We start from the raw sequence: 20554 nt of genomic DNA, 5'->3' as shown, positions 1-20554 counted from the left end.
GCCGGGCGCGATCGGCCCAGAGAGGGACCTTGATGGTTTCGGTACTTTTCACAACGGGTGGCCGAGCCCGGGTATGCTGGGGCCCGGAATACAGCCGGATCGGCCGATGGATCGCGTACCCCAGCTCCTGGACCAGGACGAATCCATGCGCCTGGAGGTCAGTACGTTGGCCGAAGGGCAGGGCGTCCCGCTGTCGTTCGGCCACGCTTATCTGGCGGTGCTGGTATGCGTATCGGGGCGCGCACGCTTTGCACTGAACTTTCGCGAGGTAGCGGTGCAGCGGCACGATGTGCTAGTGCTGGCAGAGGACACGCTGGCGCTGCTGCGGCAGCGCTCACGCGGCTTTCTGGCGGTGGTCTGCCTGATGCCCAAGGCGCTGGCATCGGAGGTGGCCTATGTGCTTCCCAATGCACTGTTCAAGTTCCTGCACGATCAGCCCCACTGCGTGCCGTCGCCGCTGGACGTGCCGCTGCTGCAGGGCTGGCTGCAGCAGTTGATGGATGCGCAGCACAATGGTGGCCGCTATCGTCACGTGATGCTGCGCAACCTGCTGCAGACGTTCTTCCTCAAATTCGCAACGCTGTTGCCGGCGCGCAGTGTGGCCGTGGCGCAGGTCAGCCGACGCGAGCGCTTGGCCTGGAATTTCTGGGAACTGGTCGGTGAGCGCAGTACGCGCCAGCGCGACGTGCAGTCCTATGCCGACGCGCTGTGCATCACCCCGTTCTATCTTTCGCAGCTGACCCGCGAGTGCTTCGACGAAACGCCAAAGGCGTTGATTGATCGCCAGGTGGTGCTGGAAATCAAGGCGCTGCTGACCTACAGCGAATTGCCGATCGGTCGCATCGCCGAGCGCCTGTGCTTCGAGGATGCGTCCTACCTGTGCCGCTACTTCCGGCGGCACACCGGGCAGTCGCTGACCGGCTATCGCCGGGCAGGGCAGGGCGGTACTAGTGCGACACGAACAAGGGCGCCGGTACTTCGGCCAGCAGATCCTCGGTGACCCCGCCGAGCACACGCTCGACCACCCGGCTGCGGCTGTAGGGGCCCAGCACCAGCAGGTCGGCGTCGGCATCGAGCACGTGCTGGCGGATGGTCGCGGCAACGCCGCCCTGGCTTGAACTGATCGCCTGGATATCTACTTCGACGCCGTGCCGCGCCAGGTGCTGGGCCATCTCGGCGCCAGGTGTGGCCTCGGCCTTGGGCGTGTCGACCATCAGCAGGTGCACCGCTTTCGCACGTGCGAGCAGCGGCAACGCATCGGCTACCGCACGACGTGCCTGCTTGCTGGCATTCCAGGCCACCACGATGCGATGGCCGACCTGGTCGCCTTGCCAATGTGGTGGTACCAGCAGCATCGGCACGCCGGTCTGGCGCAGCGTTCCCAGCGGGTGCCAGCCAGAAGGGGCGCCGGGAGTACGCGGATAGCCGGCGATGATCAGGTCGCAGTACAGCGACTGCAGGGCCAGGTCGGCGCCGCCCAGATAGTCCGAGACGATGCGCAGTTCGGTGCTGATCTGCAGTGGCTCGGACACGGCACGCAGGTTCTGCATCAGCTGCGCGGTGCAGGCGGCATCCGCGCGCGCCTCGTGGTCGAGTGCGGCGGCGATGCCGGCACCGCGCGCGAAGCCGTTGGCGATGTCGGTGGGATGCTGGGCGGTGGAGACCGCGACCAGATGGGCCTGCTGTGCCTGCGCCAGATGGGCGGCGATGTTGAGAACGCGGTCCCCGGTGTCGCTGGCGTCGAACAACACAGCGATATCGCGTAGTGGATGCAGCATGGCGTTGTCTCCTTCGATGCCTGTGACGCGTTCCCTGCCGTGCACCGACCCGGGTGCACCGGACGCATCTCTGTTTTAGCGCATCGGTGATCCGAATGAATCATTTTTGATTCAGTTTATTAATTGGTGATTCATGCTAGCGTGAGGGCGAACCCACACCTCAGCGCTTTCATGCGACCTGCCGCAGCACGCACCCGCCGCGACCTGCCCCATGCGCTGGCGGCCACCCTGGTCAGCCATCCACGCTGCACCCTCAGCGAACTCGCGCGCGGGGCGGGTATCAGCCGCGCGACCCTGTACCGGTTTGCGCCCACCCGGGAGGCGATCGACGAGGCACTGTTCGCGGCCGGCTTCGAGCGCGTGGAAGCGGCGGCGGTCTGGTTCGATGAGGGCGGTGATGCACACCACGTGCTGGAGCAGGTCACCGCCACGCTGCTGGCGGACTGGGAACTGGTAACGCTGCTGTTCGCGCGGATGATGGAAGAGCAGCAGCGCCAGGGTGACCTGCATCTGCTGCCGGAGCGCTGGGCGCCGATCGGCGAGCGCTTCGAGGCCTTCTTCCTGCGTGGTCAGGCGGCCGGAGAGTTCAACGTTGGTTTCACCGCAGTGTGGCTCGCGGACTTCTACTGGACCTGCTTCTACGGCATCACCTGGTCACTGGCGCGCGGTCGGCTGGCGCCGGCAGCGGCAGCCTCTACGCTGCTGGCTTCGTTCCAGCGGGGAGCGATGAAGGGTTGACCCAGGGGCTTGCTGCCGGGGCACCGTGCCTTACGCCTGCTTCAACAACTGCACCAGCTGGCGCAGGCGGTACGGCTTGGGCAGGAATTCCACCTGTTCCGGCAGGGGCGGCAGTTGCGAGCGCGCATAACCGGACGACAGGATCATCCGCGCCTGCGGCTGTTCGCGCGCCACATGCTCGCTCAGTTCGATGCCGGACATGCCGTTGGGCATGCTGACGTCACTGAACACCACGTCGAAACGCGCTTCGCCCTTCAGCAGGGCGGCGGCCTCATGCGCATCGGCGGTCGTGGCCACGTCGATGCCGAGGTCGCGCAGGGCCAGGCCGATCATTTCACGCAGATCGGTCTGGTCTTCCACCATCAATACGCGGATCGGGTCATCGGTCATCGGCAGGGTCCTCCATTGCGGGGAGCAGCAGGCTGACCGTGGTGCCGACACCGGGCGTGGTGGACACGTCGACGAAGCCGCCGCTCTGGGTAGTGAATCCGAACACCTGGCTCAGGCCCAGGCCGCTGCCTTTGCCGATGTCCTTGGTGGTGAAGAACGGCTCGGTCGCCCGTTCGGCGATGTCGGCCGCCATCCCGTGGCCCTCATCGCAGACGCTGAGGGTGACATAGCCACGTTGCAGCGTGGAGTCCGCATCCGGGTCGAGGCGATGCTCCAGCGCGGTGCCGATCAGGATGCGGCCGCCTTCAAGGGTAGCATCCGCGGCATTGGCGACCAGATTGGCCAGCGCCGTCTGCAGCTGCAGCGCATCGGTGTTGATCGCAGGCAGGCCGGGCGCCAGCTGGGCATCCAGCACCACCGTGGGCGGGCAGGCGCGTTGCAGGTCCGGCAGCCACTGCCGTATCAGCGCATTGATATCCACAGGTTCGCGGATCAGGGTCTGGCCGGTGCTGAAGGCCAACAGCTGGCGGGTCAGCAGCGCACCACGATCGGTCGCAGTCTGCGCCGCATCAAGCAGCTCGGCGGCGCGTGCATCGTCACCGTTCACGCGCAGGGACAGCAGGTCCAGGGCGTTGCCGATGGTGGTCAACAGATTGTTGAACTCGTGCGACAGCCCGCGGCTGAGGCGGCCGACGGTCTCGAACTGTTGGGTATTGCGCAGCGCACGCTGGGCATCACGCAGCAGCCGCTGTGCCTGCCACTGCTCGGTGATGTCGCGGGTGATCTTGACGAAGCCGAGCAGCTCGCCCGCTTCGACGACCGGCTCGATGACCACGCTGGCACGGAAAGACGAGCCATCGCGGCGCACCCGCCAGCCTTCACTGGCGACGTGACCGTGCTGCGCTGCGAGGTGGAGCAGGCGCTGCGGTTCCCCGGCTTCGCGATCAGCAGCCAGATAGAAACGGCCAAAGTGCGTGCCGACCACTTCACCGGCTGAATAGCCCTTGATGCGCTCCGCGCCCGGGTTCCAGCTGCAGACGATGCCATCAGGATCAAGCAGGTACAGCGCATGGTCGCGCACGCTGTCGATCAGCAGTCGCAGTTGGCGGGAAGGGTCCGTCAGCACGGACGTCGTAGAAGCAGCTGCGTCCACGTGGAAATGAGCATTACCCCTGGGAGGGACGTGAAGCTAGGCAGTGCAGTGTGAAGAGTGCGTGCAGGCGCGGCACGTGCCAATGGTCCTGTGCGGCTGAATACGACACGGAGTACCATCACCCACCCTTTGTGCTCTGGAACCGACCTGCATGCGTCCTGGTGCGACTACGCGTGACCGCTGGATCTGGATGACCTCCGCCGTACTGCTGGCAGCGACCATTGCGTTGGAACTGGTGGTTCCGCTGGGCTACGCCGTCTGGCTGGCGTACTTCCTCGCTGTCGGCGTCACGCTGTTCCAGCGCAGTGCACGCGCGCCGTTCATCGTGGCCGTCGTCGCCTGCATCCTGTTGATCATCGGCTACAACGTTGCCCCGGCCAGCTCCAACTCGGCGTTCTCGTTCGTCAACCGCAGCATTGGCGGGTGTGCGTTCCTGATGATCGCGCTGATCGTCTCCCGCGCCATCCAGGCGCGGCGCGACGCGATGCGGGCGCTGTGGCTGCAGGAGGCCGAGAACGCGGTGGCGATGAGCCTGCGCGGTGATCTGGGTCCGGAGCAGATCGCCGAGGCGGCGGCAACCAGCCTGGGGGCTCAGCTGCAGGCGGATGTCGCCGCCGTCTACCGCCTGGAAGGGGGAAGACTGCAGCTGACCGGCGGGCTGGCGTTGCCGTCCGGCATGCCGGCGTCGCTGGCATTGCAGGAGGGCGTGGCCGGGCAGGTGGCACGCGACGAACGCATCCGCCACCTGCATGGGGGTGATGATGCGGTGCTTGAGCTGCAGACCAGCCTGGGGCGGTTGCCGGTGCGCGAGCGCATCCTGGCGCCGATCAGCAGCGATGGCGCGGTGGTGGGCATCATTGAACTGGGACGCACCCGCGCCGGCGAACAGGATCGACTCGATGTCGAGCTGCTGGAGCGCTGTGGCGAGACCATCGGCATGGCGCTGCGTGCCTCGCTGCTGCGCGCACAACTGGTGGTGCTGCTGGAGGAATCGCAGCGCCAGGGCGAGGAACTGCAGGCCCAGCAGGAAGAGCTGCGCGTGGCCAATGAGGAACTGGAAGAGCAGAGCCGCAGCCTGCAGCACTCGCAGACCCATCTGGAAGAACAGCAGGCCGAGCTGGAACAGAGCAACGTCCAGCTGGAGGAGCGCACCCACGAGCTAGAAGCGCAGAAGCAGGCGCTGCTGGTCGCGCAGAGCCAGCTGGTGCGCAACAGCAACGAACTGGCCGCCACCTCGCGCTACAAGTCCGAGTTCCTGGCCAACATGTCGCATGAACTGCGCACGCCGCTGAACAGCTCGCTGATCCTGGCCAAGCTGCTGGCCGACAACAAGGACGGCACGCTCACCGAAGAACAGGTGAAGTATGCGCGCGCGATCCTGTCGTCCAACAATGATCTGCTGGCGCTGATCAATGACATCCTGGACCTGTCGCGCATCGAGGCCGGCCACGTCGAGCTGGCTGATGAAGTGGTGGTGACGGGCAGCGTACTGCAGCGCCTGCGCGAGACCTTCGAGCCGATGGCGCGGCAGAAGGGCCTGGCCCTGCAGATCGAGGCCGATGCGCTGGCCCCCAGCCAGCTGGTGGTCGACAGCCAGCGCCTGCAGCAGATCCTGAAGAACCTGCTGGCCAATGCGGTGAAGTTCACCGAGCATGGGAAGGTCAGCCTGCACGTGCGTGCGGGCGGTCAAGGACGCATCCGTTTCGAGGTCTGCGACAGCGGTATCGGCATTGCCCGCGAGCAGCTGCAGGTCATCTTCGAAGCCTTCCGCCAGGCCGATGGCAGCACCCGCCGCCGCTACGGTGGCACCGGCCTGGGCCTGTCGATCTCGCGCGATCTGGCCGAGCGCATGGGTGGCAGCATCCAGGTCGACAGTGAACCGGGTCGCGGCAGCTGCTTCATCCTGGAACTGCCGTTGCAGGGCGCGCCGGTTTCGGAACCGGGCGAAGTGCCTGCCGCCGCCTCAATAGCGCCTGCGCCGCAGCCTGCGCCGCCGATCGCTGCGCGCACCCCTGTCGCACCGACCGTTGCATCCGTGGCGCCCGTCACCGCCAGCGTGGCCGATGACCGCGGCCGTCGCCAACGCGCCGGCCGCTTGATCCTGGCCGTCGAGGACGACGTCACCTTCGCCGAAGCGCTGGTGGCCCTGGCCCATGAACTGGACTTCGACTGCGTGGTGGCTGGGACCGCCGAAGAGGCGCTGACCCTGGCCAGCGAACTGCGCCCCAACGGCATCCTGCTCGATATCGGCCTGCCGGACGTGTCCGGCCTGAGCGTGCTGGAGCGCCTGAAGCGCAACCCCGATACCCGGCATATCCCAGTGCACGTGGTTTCGGCGATGGACCGCAGCCAGGTGGCGCGCGAGCTGGGTGCGATTGGTTTCGCGATCAAGCCGACCACGCGCGAGCGGCTGGTGACGGCCATCGAACAGCTGGAACAGACCAGCCAGCGCGACGTGCGGCGCCTGCTGATCGTCGAGGACGACAGCGAGCTGCGCCACAACCTGGAACTGTTGCTGGGCCGTGATCAGCTGCAGATCGTTGCAGTGGGAACGCTGGCCGGCGCGCTGGAGCAGCTCAGCACGGTCACCTTCGACTGCATGGTGATGGACCTGTCGCTGCCCGACGGCAGCGGCTACGACCTGCTCGAGCACATGGCCGGCAATGATGATGTCGGCTTCCCGCCGGTGATCGTCTATACCGGTCGCGCGCTCGGCCGCGAGGAAGAGCAGCGCCTGCGCCGCTATTCGAAGAGCATCATCATCAAGGGCGCGCGTTCGCCCGAACGCCTGCTGGATGAGGTCACCCTGTTCCTGCACAGCGTGGAAGCCAGCCTGCCCACCGACCAGCAGCGCCTGCTGCGCGAGGCCCGCCGTCGCGACACCGTGCTCGATGGCCGTACTGTTTTGTTGGCCGAGGATGACGTGCGCAACATCTTCGCGCTGTCCAGCGTGCTTGAGCCGCTGGGCGTGACGCTGGAGATCGCGCGCAACGGCCAGGAAGCGGTGGATCGCCTGGCCGAGCGCGAGGTCGACCTGGTGCTGATGGACATCATGATGCCGGAGAAGGACGGCCTGGCCGCGATGCGCGAGATCCGCGCGCAGCGTCACCTGCAGGACCTGCCGATCATCGCGCTGACTGCCAAGGCCATGCCCGATGACCGCGAGCGGTGCCTGCAGGCCGGTGCCAACGACTACATCGCCAAGCCCATCGACGTCGACAAGCTGGTGTCGCTGTGCCGGGTCTGGTGCTCGCGGCAATGAACGAACAGGCGTTGTTCGACCTGGAGCTGAAGGTCCTGCTGGAGGCGCTGTACCAGCGCTACCACTACGATTTCCGCAGCTATGCGGTGTCGTCGCTGCGCCGGCGCATGCGCCAGGCGATGCAGCGCTATGAGTGCGAACGGCTGGTCGACCTGCAGTACCGGCTGCTGCACGAGCCGGAGCTGTTCGCCCAGGCCATGCAGTTCTTCACCGTACAGGTCTCGGAGATGTTCCGTGATCCAGCGTACTTCCGTGAACTGCGCGAGCAGGTGGTGCCGGTACTGCGCACCTATCCCTCGGTGAAGCTGTGGGTGGCCGGTTGCAGCACCGGTGAGGAAGTGTGGTCGCTGGCGATCCTGCTGCATGAGGAAGGCCTGCTTGATCGCAGCATCGTCTATGCCACTGACATCAATCCGGCCGCGTTGGCCACCGCCGAGGCGGGCGCCTATGGCATCGACCGGATGGCCCAGTTCAGCCGCAACTACCTGGCTGCCGGTGGCACGGCGTCGCTGTCCGACTACTACGCCACGGCCTACGATGGCGCGGTGTTCGACCGCCTGTTGCGCCGCAACGTGGTGTTCGCCGACCACAGCCTGGCCACCGATACCGTGTTCTCCGAAGTGCACCTGGTGTCGTGCCGCAACGTGCTGATCTATTTCAACCGCGACCTGCAGGACCGCGCTGTCGGTCTGTTCCGCGAAGCGCTGGTGCACCGGGGCTTCCTCGGTCTTGGCAGCAAGGAATCGCTGCAGTTCGGGTGCCACCATGACGCCTTCGAGGTCTGTTCGCGCGAGCACCGCCTGTACCGGAAGGTGGCCTGATGGCCCTGCCGGCGCGTCCTGCCGTGCTGGTGATCGGCGCGTCTGCCGGTGGCGTGGCGGCCCTGCAGGCGGTACTCGGTGCGCTGCCGGCGACGCTGCAGGTGCCGGTACTGGCCGTGCTGCACCTGCCGCGTGACCGCACCAGCCGCATCGCTGAGGTGCTGGCGCCGTACTGCGCGCTGCCGGTGCGCGAAGCCGAAGACAAGCAGCCGTTGCAGCTGGGCACGGTGACGTTCGCGCCGCCGGATTACCACCTGCTGGTGGAGGACGAGGGGGCGGTGGCGTTGTCGGTGGATGCGCCGGTGCTGTTCTCCCGTCCGGCCATCGATCCGCTGTTCGACTCCGCTGCTGCGGTGTTCGGCAGGCGGGTATTGGCCCTGCTGCTGACCGGTGCCAGCAGTGATGGAAGCGAGGGCGTTGCCGCCGTGCGCCGTGCCGGTGGCCGTGCCTGGCTGCAATGTCCCGAGGAAGCCGAAGCGTCGATGATGCCGGCCTCCGCCCTGCAGTACGCCGGCGCCGATGCCGTGCTGCCCCTTGAACTGATGTGTCGTCGCCTGAAGGAGTTGTTTGCATGAACCTGCTGCCACCGGACCCTGCGCAGTCGCAGTCCCCGGTCAACCTGCTGATCGTCGATGACGTGCCGCAGAACCTGGTGGCCATGCAGGCGCTGCTGCAGCGCGAGGGCGTGAATCTGCTGCTGGCCGGTTCCGGCGCGCAGGCGCTTGAGCTGCTGCTCGAGCACGAGGTGGCACTGGCCCTGCTGGACGTGCACATGCCGGAGATCGATGGCTTCACCCTGGCCGAACTGATGCGCGGTTCGCATCGCAGCCGCGACGTGCCGATCATCTTCCTGACCGCCTCCCCGGATGATCCCCTGCGCGTGTTCAAGGGCTACGAGAGCGGTGCGGTCGATTTCCTGCACAAGCCGGTGGCACCGCAGGTGATCCTGAGCAAGGTCAACGTCTTCATCGAGCTGTACCAGCAGCGGCAGCTGCTGAAGGCGCGCAACGAGGCGCTGGAACGCGCGCTCAAGCTCAACGAAACAATGGCGGCGGTGCTGACCCACGACCTGCGCACGCCGCTGTCGGCGATCCTGCTGTGCAGTGACAAGCTGGCGCTGGAGATCCCGCAGGACAATGCGGGTGCGCAGCAGACCCTGCAGTACCTGGAGGCCAGCGCCCTGCGCATGGCACGCATGGTCGAACAGCTGCTGGACTTCTCACGGATCCGCAGCGGTGGCCTGCGCCTGCAGGCCAGTGCCTGCGATCTGGCCGACGTGACCCGTGCGGTGGTGGCCGAAGCGGGCAGCGCGCATGGCGCGGACCGGATCCATCTGGACATGCATGGCGATACGCGGCTGCAGGGCGATCTGGACCGTCTCGGCCAGGTTGCCGCCAATCTGGTCGGCAACGCGCTCACTCATGGCAGCGAGGCGAGGGTGGAGGTGGACGGGCGCGATCCGCGCAACGTGCTGCTGCGGGTCAGCAATGCCGGCCGGATCGACGACGCGCTGCTGCCGCGGCTGTTCGAACCGTTCAAGGCCAGCTTCCACCAGAGCAAGGGCCTGGGGCTGGGCCTGTATATCGTCGATCAGTTCGTGCGCGCGCACGGAGGGCGCATCGCAGCGCGCAACGAGGCCGGGCAGGTGGTGTTCGAAGCCCTGCTGCCGAGACGCGCAGAAGGGCTGCCTGCAGCGGCAAACTGAATTCTTCAGGAAACATCCACGGGCACTGAGACGGACTCGTCCGCAACTGCTACCGTGGGTGTACATCTTGTCAAGGAAGCACCATGCCACTGCGTGCCATCGCCTACGTCAGCCAGGCGTTGCCGGATCTTTCCGCTGAACGGTTGCAGGCGCTGGTCGACGATGCCGCCCGCTTCAACAAGATGGCGGGCGTGACCGGTGTGCTTCTGCATGACGGCGGGCGATTCCTGCAGTACATCGAGGGGCCGCCGGACGGTATCGATTCGGTGTACGAGCGCATCCTGCAGGCCGGCAGCCATGTCGACATCATCGAGCTGGCGCGCGGCCGCCTGGGCCAGCGTCAGTTTCCGTACTGGTCGATGCGCGCGTTGCCGGTGGATGCGGCGCTGTTGCGCCAGCTGTCGGCCAGCGACTGGTCGGGTTTCAGCCGGGCGCTGGAAGGTGATCGTTCGGCGCCGACCCCGGTGGATCTGCTCGACAACGTCGTGCAGCCCGCCCTGCACGCCGGCTGAGCGTCAACGCGAAGTGCCGCCGCAGTAGGCGGCATGCAGCGCCTGCAGCACGCCCAGTGCGGGCCCTTCAATCACGCGGTAGTGGATGGCCTGCGCTTCGCGACGCGTCGCGACGATATCCAGTTCGCGCAACACCGCCAGATGCTGTGACAGCGCCGATGCGCTGAGGCCGGTCAATGCCTGCAGTTCCGGTACTGGTGCCTCACCTTCGACCAGGCGGCACAGCACGCGCAGCCGCGCAGGATGGGCCAGGCTCTTAAGCAGCGTTGCAGCCTCGGCGGCGTGTTCGGCCATGGCGGCGCTGTCGAGCGGGGTGCGGGCCATGGTTGACCTTTTTGTTTAGAAGTGTCTAATTTAGATAAATCTAAATCAAAGGGCAATCCCATGAGCGGCGTGAAAGAGGGCAGGGCATGAACCTGCCATGGACTGCGGTGGCTGGCGGAGCGCTGATCGGCGCCGCCGCGGTGTTGCTGCTCGCCACTGTCGGGCGCGTGGCGGGTATCAGCGGGATCGCTGCGGGCAGCCTGCGCGCAGCGGAAGGCGAGCGTGGCTGGCGCTGGGCATTCCTGCTGGGGCTGCTCGCAGCAGCGGGGCTGGTGCTGTGGTGGCAGTCGCTGCCCGAGGCCTCGCCACGTGTGCTGCTGCGCGATGCCTTGCCCGCCTGGCAGCTGATCGGCGCCGGCCTGCTGGTGGGCTTCGGCACGCGCCTGGGGAGTGGTTGTACCAGTGGTCATGGCGTCTGTGGCATGGCCCGCGGCTCGAAGCGCTCGCTGCTGGCAGTGCTGGTGTTCATGGCCTGCGCGATGCTGACCACGTTCCTGGTCCGTCACGGCGGAGGCCTGGCATGAGCCGCGCGGTCGTGGCCGCCGCGGTGGCAGGTGCGCTGTTTGGCGCGGGGCTTGCGCTCTCGGGGATGACCGACGCGCGTCGGGTACTCGGCTTCCTCGATGTGGCCGGTGATTTTGATCCGACGTTGATGTGGGTGCTGGGCTCGGCACTGCTGGTCAGTGCCGTCGGGCAGCGCTGGGTACTGCGACGCGCGCAGCCGTGGTTCGCGCTGCGCTTCCAGCTACCCAGTGCACGTGATGTCGATGCTCGCCTGCTGCTGGGTGCTGCACTGTTCGGTATCGGCTGGGGATGGGCCGGTTACTGCCCTGGACCGGCCATCGCCGGGCTGGCTGTCGCATCGCGTGAAGCGCTGTGGTTCGTGCCTGCCATGGTGGTGGGCTTCTGGCTGCACGATCGCTTCGTGCGCTGAGGCTTCACCCCTGTGTCACCATGGATCGGGTCAGATCGACGGACCACGGGGAAAGGAGCGTAACGACATGGCACGGATGAAGTGGAAGGGAAAGGCAATGCTGGCCATGGCGCTGGCATCTGCGATCACGCCGGCACTGGCCTGCACGCGTGCGGTGTATCGGGGCGACAACGGCGATGTGATCACTGCGCGCTCGATGGACTGGAAGGTCGATGTGGCGACCAACCTCTACGTGTTGCCGCGTGGCATCGCACGCACCGGCCTGGCCGGTCCGAAATCGCTGGCCTGGACTGCGCGCTACGGCAGCGTGGTGGCCACCGGCTACGACGTGTCGACCACCGATGGCATGAACGAAAAGGGCCTGGTGGCCAACCTGCTGTGGCTGGTGGAATCGGAGTATCCGCAGCAGCGTGGCAACAAGCCGGGACTGGCGATCTCGCTGTGGGCGCAGTATGTGCTGGACAATTTCGCCACCGTGGACGAGGCGGTCGCGGCGCTCAAACGTGAGCCGTACTCCATCGTCACCGACAAGGTGCCGGGCGAAGACCGCCAGGCGACGCTGCACCTGTCGCTGTCCGATGCCACCGGCGACAGCGCCATCGTCGAGTACATCGGCGGTCGCCAGGTGATTCACCATGACCGGCGCTATCAGGTGATGACCAATTCGCCGATCTTCGAGCAGCAGCTGGCCCTCAACAGTTACTGGCAGCAGATCGGCGGCACGGTGATGCTGCCGGGCACCAACCGCTCCGCCGATCGTTTCGCGCGCGCCTCGTTCTACATCAACGCCATTCCCAAGGCCGAAGATCCGGTGGAGGCGCTGGCCAGTGTGTTCAGCGTGATCCGCAACGCGTCGGTGCCGTATGGCATCACCACGCCGGGTGAGCCAAACATCTCATCCACGCGCTGGCGCACGGTGGCCGATCACAAGCGGCGGCTGTACTTCTTCGAGTCGGCGTTGACCCCGAACACCTTCTGGGTCGATCTGAACAAGGTCGATTTCGGCGGCCAGGTGCTCAAGCTCGATCTTGGCAAGGACCAGCGCAATACCTTTGCCGGCGATGCACTGGGCCAGTTCGTGCCCAGCGCACCGTTCACCTTCCTGGGCGTCGACGGTTAGTTCGACGCCTGGCTGGAGGCCGGGTAGACCGCCTGGATCGCGCAGCTGCCGCGGGTGTACTGCGGCAGCGGGGCGATGCTTTCACCGCGCAGATCGTCTGTCTCGAACTCGGCAGTCATGATCCGATCGCCGGGATTGCCACAGATCAGGCCGTTCTGCAGGCCCGAGTGGAAGCTCAGCTGCGGCGCACGGTCGAGCTGGCGGCAGTGGCTGCCGAGTTCGACCCGGTAGTAGCGGTGGCCGCCATTGCGGCGCGGATTGGTCTCCACCAGCATGCCCTGCTGGTCGGATGACCAGGCACGCACGTTGCGGGTGGCAAAGCAGTACGACGGTGAGCCGCCGAAGCTGCGGCGGATTTCCCTGCGCTCGCGGATGGTCACGGCGGGCAGGGTGGCCGTGCGCCGGCGGTCGCTGTCGCGGGCGACGCTGGCGTAGTCGCGATCCTGCAGCGGGGTGACCGCACTGACGGCGCAGCGGCGGCCGTCGACCACGACGCGTTCGCTGGGGCGACCACAGGCCCAGCCGGCAGGTGCTTCCAGCTTCAGCGAGGTAGCGCCGCGGACGCCGGGGCAATCCTCGCTGAAGTCGATGCGATAGGCCTGTCCGGAGGCGGCGCGCAGTGCGATCGAGCGCGGTGATGCCTGCTCCACTTCCTGCACGCCGACCGCGTCCATGCAGTGCGGGGCCGGGGGCGTACGCTCCTGTGCGGACGCCGAAGCTGCGAGCGCCAGGCCGAGGCTGCTGGCGAGCACCAGTGACGCCTGCCGATGGGCCATGTCCTGCACTCCCTGCGTTGGATGACGGATCGACTATAGCAGCGGTTTGCACGGCCGTTGCTACACGCGCACACTGCGCGGATGGGCGCCATCTTCCATCTGCGGCACTACGGCCAGGCCACCGGCCTGGACCGCCATGACTACGCGCAGTGGGTGCTGCCGCTGCAGGGCGAACTGCACTTCGAGATGGAAGGCCGCGGTGGCCGCCTCGACCTGCTGCAGGGGGTTTTCGTTGCGGCCGGCGAAGCGCATGACCAGATGGCCGATGGCCCGAACGGTTTCGTGATCGTCGATTGTCCTCCCGGCGTGCTTGATGACGGCACGCAGGAGCATCTGTGCCGGCAGCGCTGGCTGCACCTGCCGCATGCGCTGCGACAACGCCTGGCGGGCGTGCAGGACGGGCAGCCGATGCCGGCCCTGCTGCCGCAGCTGCTGCAGGTGTTTGCACCGGCCGGCAGTGGCGCGCGCATGCAGGGACTGTGTGCGGCAGTGCAGGCCGATCCGGGCCAGGCGTGGCCGGTGGCGCGCATGGCCGCGTCTGTCGGGGTCAGCGAGAGCCGGTTGCACGCGCTGTTCCAGCGTGAGTTCGGGCTCAGCCCCCAGGCATGGCTCAGTGCATGCCGGTTGCGCTGGGCCAAGCACCAGCTGCGCTCCAGCACGGCGCCGATCAGTGATATCGCGCTGGCCGCAGGCTATTCCGAGCAGAGTGCACTGACCCGCGCGCTGCGCCGTGAGTGTGGGCAGACGCCGGCCGCGTGGCGCAGGGGCGCCGGACTGTAGCGTCGAGCCACGCTCGACTGCTTCTGCACCGACCACCTCGTGAACGGCAGTCGAGCATGGCTCGACGCTACAAAGGCGGGAGGGCAGTAGCCTCGGTCAAGAGCGCCCAGCGGCCAGCGCTTACACTGCGCGGCCTGTTCTCTCCCCCCGAAGAACCCGAATGCGCAACAACCCGATGGCCCTGGGCATCGCCAATGGCGTTGCCGCTGGCGCGCTGTGGGGCGTGGTCTTCCTCGCGCCCGCCGTGCTGCAGTCGTTCAATGCCCTGCAACTGTCGGCCGGCCGCTATCTGGTCTACGGTCTGATCGCTGTAGCCCTGCTGCTGCCGCGCTGGAAGCGGCTGGCACCACGGCTGGGCCGCGCCGAGTGGATCGGCCTGTTGTGGCTGAGCCTGGCCGGGAACCTGGTGTACTTCCTGCTGCTGGCGACGGCGGTGCAGTGGGCCGGCGGTGCGGCGGCGTCCTTGATCGTCGGCCTGATTCCGGTGGTAGTGACCCTGGTCGGTGTGCGCGAGCAGGGCGCGGTGCCGCTGAAGCAGCTGCTGCCGGCACTGGGCCTGTGCGTGCTGGGCGTGGCACTGGTTGGCTGGGAAGCACTGATGTCTGAGCACCTCGCGACACCGTGGCGGCAGCGCCTGATCGGCCTGCTGTGCGCGTTCGGCGCGCTGTTCTCGTGGGCGTTGTACTCGATCGGCAACAGCCGCTGGCTGGCGCGCCGACCGGATCTGTCCAGCCACGACTGGTCGCTGCTGACCGGTGTCACCACCGGCGGCCTGGCTCTACTGCTGGTGCCGATGGCCTTCATCGGCCACACCGGCGGGCACACGGCGGCGCAGTGGAGTGGTTTCTGGGCGATCAGCGCGGGTGTGGCGGTGGTCGCCTCGATCCTTGGCAATGCGTTCTGGAACCGTGCCAGCCGCCTGCTGCCGCTGACCCTGACCGGCCAGATGATCGTGTTCGAGACCCTGTTCGCGTTGCTCTACGCATTCGCCTGGCAGCAGCGCTGGCCCTCGCTGCTCGAAGCGCTGGCGATCGTGTTCCTGGTGGCCGGCGTGATGCTGTGCGCGCATGCGCATCGCACGCCCCGCGCGATCGCCGAACATGCCGGCTGAATGCGGTCGTCAAGCATACTGATGGCCGCTTTGTCTCAGATGCAACCAAATGCCGGCATGTTGGCCGATGATCGCGGCAACGACTTTTTGCACCGCAGCACTTGACAGCGGCCCGGCGCACGGTGTTTTCTGTGCGTCATGGTTCTTGATGCCGCCCACGCCAGCCTGATCGCCCCCGCTACTGCGGGCCGTTCGACTGCGCCGGTCGCCACCATTACCACCACCACCGTCACCACTGCCCTGGTGCGGCCCGTCGTCTTCGTGTAACTCCCGAAAACCACGGCCCCGCACCATACAGGTGGCGGGGAAACTCGACACCTGCATGCGACGGGGCCTCCTACCGAGGTCTGCATGTCTTCCCACGCCCCCGCTCATCCCGTTGCCCCGGCCGATCTGGCTGCACCGTCCATCGTCGTGCACAAGTTCGGCGGCACCTCGGTGGCCGATGCCGAACGCTACCGCCATGTTGCCGGCCTGCTGCTGGCCCGCCCCGAATCGCTGCAGGTCACTGTCGTCTCGGCGATGAAGGGCGTCACCGACGCACTGATCGATCTGGCCCAGCTGGCAGCCAAGGGGGACGACGGCTGGCGCGAGGCCTGGCATGCGCTGCGCGCGCGCCATCGTGGCGCCGCTGTGGCGCTGCTGGGCGAGCAGGTGGGCGAGACCGTCGAATGGATCGATGCCCGCTTCGATCAACTGGCCGACGTGCTGGCGGCGTTGGCGGTGATCGGCGAGCTGCCACGCGAAGTACTCGACCGCGTGCAGGGCCTGGGCGAAGTGTTTTCCGCGCAGCTGCTCGGCACGCACCTGCAGGCGCTGGGCGCAGACTGTGCAGTGCTGGATGCGCGCGACGTACTGGTGGTGGGGCATGGCGAACTGGGCGTGGATGTCGACTGGGAAGCCAGTGCCGACCGCCTGGCCAAGTGGCGCCTGCAGCATCCGCAGCCACGCCTGGTCGCCACCGGCTTCGTCGCCCGTGACCGTCATGACCGCATCACCACGCTCGGCCGCAACGGCAGCGATTACTCCGGCGCGATCTTCGCCGCGCTGTTCAACGCCGATGAACTGCACATCTGGACCGATGTCGACGGCGTGCTGTCGGCCGACCCGCGGCTGGTGCCCGAGGCGGTGCAGCTGGAGTCGCTGAGCTACGACGAGGCCTGCGAGCTGGCTTATTTCGGCGCCAAGGTGGTGCACCCGCAGACGATGTCGCCGGCGATCCGCCTCGGCCTGCCGATCTTCATCCGCAATACCTTCCAGCCGGCGCATCCGGGGACGCGCATCAGCGCCGAGCGCTCGCCGCGCGGGCCGGTGAAGGGCCTGACCCTGAGCCCCGGGCTGGCCCTGCTGAACCTGGAAGGCACCGGGTTGATTGGTGTGCCGGGTACCGCCGAGCGTGTGTTTGCCGCCCTGCGTCAGGCGCAGGTGTCGGTGGTGATGATCTCGCAGGGGTCGTCGGAACATTCGATCTGCTGCGTGGTGCGTGCTGCTGAAGCCGGCCGTGGCCGCGAGGCACTGCTGCACGCGTTCGCGCATGAGCTGTCGGTGGGCCAGGTGCAGCGCGTGCAGGTCAGCGAGGGGGTCAGCGTGCTGGCCGCGGTCGGTGACGGCATGGCCGGCCAGCCCGGTGTGGCCGCACGTCTGTTCGAGGCGCTGGGCCGTGCGCAGGTGAACATCCTGGCGATCGCGCAGGGCTCGTCCGAGCGCAACATTTCGGTGGCGGTGGACAGTGCCGATGCCACCCGCGCCTTGCGCGCTGCACATGCCGGCTTCTGGCTGTCGCCGCAGACCTTTGCGGTCGGTGTGATCGGGCCGGGCAACGTCGGTGCCGCACTGCTGGACCAGTTGCTTGCCGCACGCCCGCAGCTGCTGGCCAAGGCCAATGTGGATCTGCGCCTGCGCGCGCTGGCCTCGCGTTCGCGCATGCGCCTGGAAGTGGATGGCCTGCACGCCGACTGGCGGGAGGCCTTGCGCGAAGCGGGCGAGTCCAGCGATCTGGATCGTTTCACCGAACACCTGCTGGCCGCCCACCTGCCGCATGCGGTGGTGATCGACTGCAGTGGCAGTGCCGAGGTGGCCGAGCGCTATGAGGGCTGGCTGGCGGCCGGCATCCATGTGGTCACCCCCAACAAACAGGCCGGTGCCGGGCCGCTGCCGCGTTACCAGCGCATCCGTGCTGCAGCGGCGGCCAGTGGCGCGCGCTTCCGCTACGAGGCGACGGTCGGCGCGGGCCTGCCGGTGATCACCACGCTGCGCGATCTGGTCGATACCGGTGACGAGGTGCTGGCGATTGAAGGCATCTTCTCCGGCACGCTGGCCTGGCTGTTCAACCGTTTCGATGGCAGCCAGCCGTTCTCGCAGTTGGTCGCGCAGGCGCGGTCGATGGGCTACACCGAGCCGGACCCGCGCGATGATCTTTCAGGCGTGGATGTGGCGCGCAAGCTGGTGATCCTCGCCCGCGAAGCCGGCCACGCGCTCAGCCTGGAACAGGTACAGGTGGAAAGCCTGGTGCCGGCGCTGCTGCGCGATGGCAGCGTGGATGAGTTCATGGCGCGGCTGGGTGAGTCTGATGCCAGCCTGCTGCAGCGCCTGCAGGACGCGCGGGCGCGGGGGGCGGTGCTGCGCTATGTGGCACAGCTGGGTGCCGATGGCGCCTCGGTCGGCCTGCAGGAACTGCCGGCCGATCATGCCTTCGCCAACCTGCGACTGACCGACAACGTGGTCCAGTTCCGCACCCGCCGTTACTGTGACAACCCGCTGGTGGTGCAGGGGCCGGGCGCCGGCCCGGAAGTCACCGCGGCGGGTGTGTTTGCCGACCTGCTGCGGGTCGCGGCCGGTGAAGGAGCGCGCCTGTGATCGCACGTGCGTTCGCGCCTGCCTCGGTGGCCAACGTGGCGGTGGGCTTCGATATTCTCGGCCATGCCATTGCCGGCATTGGCGATACCGTGAGCGTGCGCCGCATCGATGAGCCGCTGGTGCGCATCGAGGCGATCCGCGGCAGTGCCATTGATTTGCCGCTGGATGCGGCTGGAAACACTGCGGGTGCAGCGTTGATGTCGCTGCGCGCAGGGCTGGGCCTGGACTTCGGTTTCGCGGTGGAGATCGACAAGGGCATTCCGTTCGGTTCCGGTATGGGCGGTTCGGCAGCGTCGAGTGTTGCGGCGCTGGTCGCCGCCAACGCGCTGCTGGATGTGCCGCTGTCGCGCGAGGCGTTGTATCCGTTTGCGCTGGATGGCGAGGCGGTGGCCAGTGGTGGCCGCCACGGTGACAACGTGGGGCCGCTGCTGCTGGGTGGTCTTGCGCTGTGCACGGCCGACCGGCTGCTGCCGATTCCGGTGCCGGCTACCTGGCACAGCCTGCTGGTGCATCCGCATGCGGTGCTGGAAACACGCCGCGCACGCCAGGCCCTGCAGGGCAGCTATGCGCTGGGCGAGTTCGTGGCGCAGAGCGCGAACCTCGCACTGGTGCTCAGTGGTTGCCATCGCAGCGATGCCGCACTGGTGCGCGCGGGACTGCGCGACGTGCTGGTGGAGCCGCGCCGGGCCGGATTGATTGCCGGCTTCGAAGCCGCACGTGATGCGGCGCTGTCGGCCAATGCAATGGGCGCGGGCATTTCCGGTGCCGGTCCCAGCGTGTTCGCCTGGTTCGAGGATGCCGACCAGGCGCGTACCGCCGCCACACCGGTGCAGGCCGCATTTGCAGCCGCAGGTTTCGACAGTGACGCCTGGGTGTCGCCGCTGGATGCACCGGGAGCTCGCTTGTGCTGAATCCTTCCCCTTTACTGGATACCGAACCCATGCAATTTGTTTCGACCCGCGGCCAGTCTCCGGCCGTTGGCCTCAGCGCGGCGATCGCCGCCGGATTGGCGCCTGATGGTGGGCTGTACGTTCCGCAGATGCTGCCGGCGCCACGCGAGCTGCAGGCCGGGGCGACCCTGGCCGATACCGCCGCCGATCTGCTGATGCCGTTCTTTGCTGGCGACGCGCTGGAGTCTGCACTGCCATCGATCTGCCGCGAGGCGTTCGACTTTCCGGTACCGCTGCGCCCGCTGGGCGACGGTGACCATGTGCTGGAGCTGTTCCATGGGCCGACGGCGGCGTTCAAGGATATCGGCGCGCGCTTCCTGGCCGGTACGCTGTCGCGGCTGCAGGCCGGCAAGGACCGCGATCTGACGATCGTCGTCGCCACCTCCGGCGATACCGGTGCCGCCGTTGCGGCGGCCTTCCATCGCCAGCCCGGCGTGCGCGTGGTGGTGCTGTATCCGGATGGCCGCGTATCTCCGCGCCAGGCGCATCAGCTCGGTTGTTTCGGCGACAACATCCAGGCCCTGCGCGTGGCCGGTGCGTTCGACGATTGCCAGGCGATGGTCAAGCATGCGCTGGCTGATCGCGAACTGCAGGCGCAGGTGCCGTTGAGTTCGGCCAACAGCATCAGCCTGGGCCGACTGCTGCCGCAGATGAGCTACTACGCGCATGCAGCGTTGACCCACTACGCCGCGCATCGTCGCCGGCTCAACCTGGTGGTGCCGACCGGCAACCTGGGCAATGCGATGGCGGCCGTGCTGGCGCGCGCGCTGGGCGTGCCGATCGGCCAGATCGTGCTGGCCACCAATGCCAATGCCGTGCTGCCGGTGTACTTCAATGGCGGCGACTACCAGCCGCAGGCCAGTGTGGCGACGGTGGCCAATGCAATGGACGTGGGTGCGCCGAGCAACTTCGAGCGACTGCGCTGGCTCTACCACGGCGACGACGCGGAACTGCGTGCTGCGTTCCGCGCGTTCGCGGTGGATGACGTGACCATCCGCGCGACGATTGCGGCGGCGCATGCCAGCAATGGCGAGCTGTTCTGCCCGCACACGGCGACCGCGGTGAAGGTGCTGCAGGACCTGCGTGCTCGCGGTGCCAAGGGCGACTGGGCGGTGGTGGCCACGGCGCATCCGGCCAAGTTCGAGGCCGTGGTCGAGCCGCTGATCGGCGAAACGGTGGCGGTGCCGCCTGCGCTGGATGCGTTGCTGCAGCGGCCGGCGCACGCCGAACCGTTGGCGGCCGATTACGCGGCATTGCGTGAGGTACTGCTGCGCTGAGCGGAGAGGGACGCGGTTGCCGGCCAGCGGCCGGCACTACCCGTGGCGGTGCCGCGCGTTCCAGATA

21 protein-coding genes are annotated in these 20554 nt (G+C 67.3%); 15 read left to right on the top strand and 6 right to left on the bottom strand.

The genetic code is table 11. The features are described 5' to 3' along the window. Positions 1-106 precede the first annotated feature (106 nt). Positions 107-1000: a helix-turn-helix domain-containing protein gene (locus R1L06_RS05075; protein WP_049421337.1), complete on the top strand. Its 894-nt coding sequence runs from the start codon at positions 107-109 to the stop codon at positions 998-1000. Here R1L06_RS05075 and R1L06_RS05070 read toward each other — a convergent pair. Further along, entirely contained in the window at positions 948-1778 is an 831-nt protein-coding gene (locus tag R1L06_RS05070) for a universal stress protein (protein ID WP_317217069.1), read from the bottom strand. The two genes, R1L06_RS05075 and R1L06_RS05070, sit on opposite strands and share 53 nt — an antisense overlap. A gap of 171 nt (positions 1779-1949) precedes the next feature. Here R1L06_RS05070 and R1L06_RS05065 point away from each other — a divergent pair, with 171 nt between their 5' ends. Next, on the top strand, positions 1950-2516 hold the full coding sequence (locus R1L06_RS05065; protein ID WP_049398528.1) for a TetR/AcrR family transcriptional regulator: 567 nt from the start codon (positions 1950-1952) through the stop codon (positions 2514-2516). Positions 2517-2546: 30 nt separating this feature from the next. On the opposite strand, the gene R1L06_RS05060 is transcribed toward R1L06_RS05065, so the two are convergent. Both R1L06_RS05060 and R1L06_RS05055 read right to left on the bottom strand, forming a co-directional pair. Beyond that, a complete protein-coding gene (locus tag R1L06_RS05060; protein ID WP_010482617.1) occupies positions 2547-2906 on the bottom strand; it encodes a response regulator in 360 nt (119 codons plus the stop codon). Then, the gene (locus R1L06_RS05055; protein ID WP_498371068.1) at positions 2896-4059 is read right to left on the bottom strand and encodes a two-component system sensor histidine kinase NtrB; all 1164 of its coding nucleotides are present in this window, start codon (positions 4057-4059) and stop codon (positions 2896-2898) included. The genes R1L06_RS05060 and R1L06_RS05055 overlap by 11 nt, the downstream gene beginning before the upstream one ends. 151 nt (positions 4060-4210) lie before the next feature. On the opposite strand from R1L06_RS05055, the gene R1L06_RS05050 reads away from it, so the two are divergent. The 5 genes from R1L06_RS05050 to R1L06_RS05030 all read left to right on the top strand — a co-directional run bounded on the left by R1L06_RS05050 (position 4211) and on the right by R1L06_RS05030 (position 10359). Next, positions 4211-7321, top strand: a complete 3111-nt coding sequence (locus R1L06_RS05050) for a response regulator (protein ID WP_317217067.1) — start codon at positions 4211-4213, stop codon at positions 7319-7321. After that, positions 7318-8142: a CheR family methyltransferase gene (locus R1L06_RS05045; protein WP_317217066.1), complete on the top strand. Its 825-nt coding sequence runs from the start codon at positions 7318-7320 to the stop codon at positions 8140-8142. Before R1L06_RS05050 ends, R1L06_RS05045 begins: the two co-directional genes overlap by 4 nt. After that, on the top strand, positions 8142-8717 hold the full coding sequence (locus R1L06_RS05040) for a chemotaxis protein CheB (protein WP_032127501.1): 576 nt from the start codon (positions 8142-8144) through the stop codon (positions 8715-8717). The genes R1L06_RS05045 and R1L06_RS05040 overlap by 1 nt, the downstream gene beginning before the upstream one ends. Then, positions 8714-9847: a hybrid sensor histidine kinase/response regulator gene (locus tag R1L06_RS05035; protein WP_317217065.1), complete on the top strand. Its 1134-nt coding sequence runs from the start codon at positions 8714-8716 to the stop codon at positions 9845-9847. Before R1L06_RS05040 ends, R1L06_RS05035 begins: the two co-directional genes overlap by 4 nt. A gap of 83 nt (positions 9848-9930) precedes the next feature. Beyond that, positions 9931-10359 (top strand): BLUF domain-containing protein, encoded by a 429-nt coding sequence (locus tag R1L06_RS05030; RefSeq protein WP_032127425.1) that lies wholly within the window; start codon positions 9931-9933, stop codon positions 10357-10359. Positions 10360-10362: 3 nt separating this feature from the next. Here the strand turns inward: R1L06_RS05030 and R1L06_RS05025 are convergent, their stop codons facing one another. Further along, positions 10363-10683, bottom strand: a complete 321-nt coding sequence (locus tag R1L06_RS05025; RefSeq protein WP_071228893.1) for an ArsR/SmtB family transcription factor — start codon at positions 10681-10683, stop codon at positions 10363-10365. Between the two features lie 86 nt (positions 10684-10769). On the opposite strand from R1L06_RS05025, the gene R1L06_RS05020 reads away from it, so the two are divergent. From R1L06_RS05020 to R1L06_RS05010, 3 genes are all read left to right on the top strand, one after another. Then, positions 10770-11207 carry a YeeE/YedE family protein gene (locus R1L06_RS05020; RefSeq protein ID WP_032127423.1) on the top strand — a complete coding sequence of 146 codons (438 nt, stop codon included), beginning with the start codon at positions 10770-10772 and terminating at the stop codon, positions 11205-11207. Then, positions 11204-11617 carry a DUF6691 family protein gene (locus tag R1L06_RS05015; RefSeq protein WP_032127422.1) on the top strand — a complete coding sequence of 138 codons (414 nt, stop codon included), beginning with the start codon at positions 11204-11206 and terminating at the stop codon, positions 11615-11617. The genes R1L06_RS05020 and R1L06_RS05015 overlap by 4 nt, the downstream gene beginning before the upstream one ends. 67 nt (positions 11618-11684) lie before the next feature. Then, a complete protein-coding gene (locus R1L06_RS05010; RefSeq protein WP_032127421.1) occupies positions 11685-12737 on the top strand; it encodes a linear amide C-N hydrolase in 1053 nt (350 codons plus the stop codon). On the opposite strand, the gene R1L06_RS05005 is transcribed toward R1L06_RS05010, so the two are convergent. Beyond that, entirely contained in the window at positions 12734-13513 is a 780-nt protein-coding gene (locus tag R1L06_RS05005) for a DUF6491 family protein (protein WP_317217064.1), read from the bottom strand. The two genes, R1L06_RS05010 and R1L06_RS05005, sit on opposite strands and share 4 nt — an antisense overlap. Before the next feature lie 81 nt (positions 13514-13594). Between R1L06_RS05005 and R1L06_RS05000 the strand changes: the two genes are divergently transcribed. Further along, positions 13595-14293 (top strand): helix-turn-helix domain-containing protein, encoded by a 699-nt coding sequence (locus tag R1L06_RS05000; protein ID WP_032127419.1) that lies wholly within the window; start codon positions 13595-13597, stop codon positions 14291-14293. Between the two features lie 160 nt (positions 14294-14453). Beyond that, the gene (locus R1L06_RS04995; RefSeq protein ID WP_049462024.1) at positions 14454-15404 is read left to right on the top strand and encodes a DMT family transporter; all 951 of its coding nucleotides are present in this window, start codon (positions 14454-14456) and stop codon (positions 15402-15404) included. A 9-nt stretch (positions 15405-15413) separates the two neighbouring features. Here the strand turns inward: R1L06_RS04995 and R1L06_RS04990 are convergent, their stop codons facing one another. Next, the gene (locus tag R1L06_RS04990) at positions 15414-15728 is read right to left on the bottom strand and encodes a hypothetical protein (RefSeq protein ID WP_317217063.1); all 315 of its coding nucleotides are present in this window, start codon (positions 15726-15728) and stop codon (positions 15414-15416) included. A 27-nt stretch (positions 15729-15755) separates the two neighbouring features. Between R1L06_RS04990 and thrA the strand changes: the two genes are divergently transcribed. The 3 genes from thrA to thrC are packed head-to-tail and all read left to right on the top strand — an operon-like array spanning position 15756 to position 20487. Beyond that, a complete protein-coding gene (thrA, locus tag R1L06_RS04985; protein WP_317217062.1) occupies positions 15756-18260 on the top strand; it encodes a bifunctional aspartate kinase/homoserine dehydrogenase I in 2505 nt (834 codons plus the stop codon). Continuing rightward, positions 18257-19171, top strand: coding sequence for a homoserine kinase (locus R1L06_RS04980; protein WP_317217061.1), 915 nt, complete (start codon positions 18257-18259; stop codon positions 19169-19171). The genes thrA and R1L06_RS04980 overlap by 4 nt, the downstream gene beginning before the upstream one ends. 29 nt (positions 19172-19200) lie before the next feature. Next, positions 19201-20487: a threonine synthase gene (gene thrC / locus R1L06_RS04975; protein WP_317217060.1), complete on the top strand. Its 1287-nt coding sequence runs from the start codon at positions 19201-19203 to the stop codon at positions 20485-20487. Positions 20488-20554: the final 67 nt, after the last annotated feature.

This window comes from Stenotrophomonas mexicanensis, assembly GCF_032911605.1.
Taxonomy (GTDB): domain Bacteria; phylum Pseudomonadota; class Gammaproteobacteria; order Xanthomonadales; family Xanthomonadaceae; genus Stenotrophomonas; species Stenotrophomonas maltophilia_A.
This window is presented reverse-complemented; position numbering and strand designations above follow the sequence as displayed.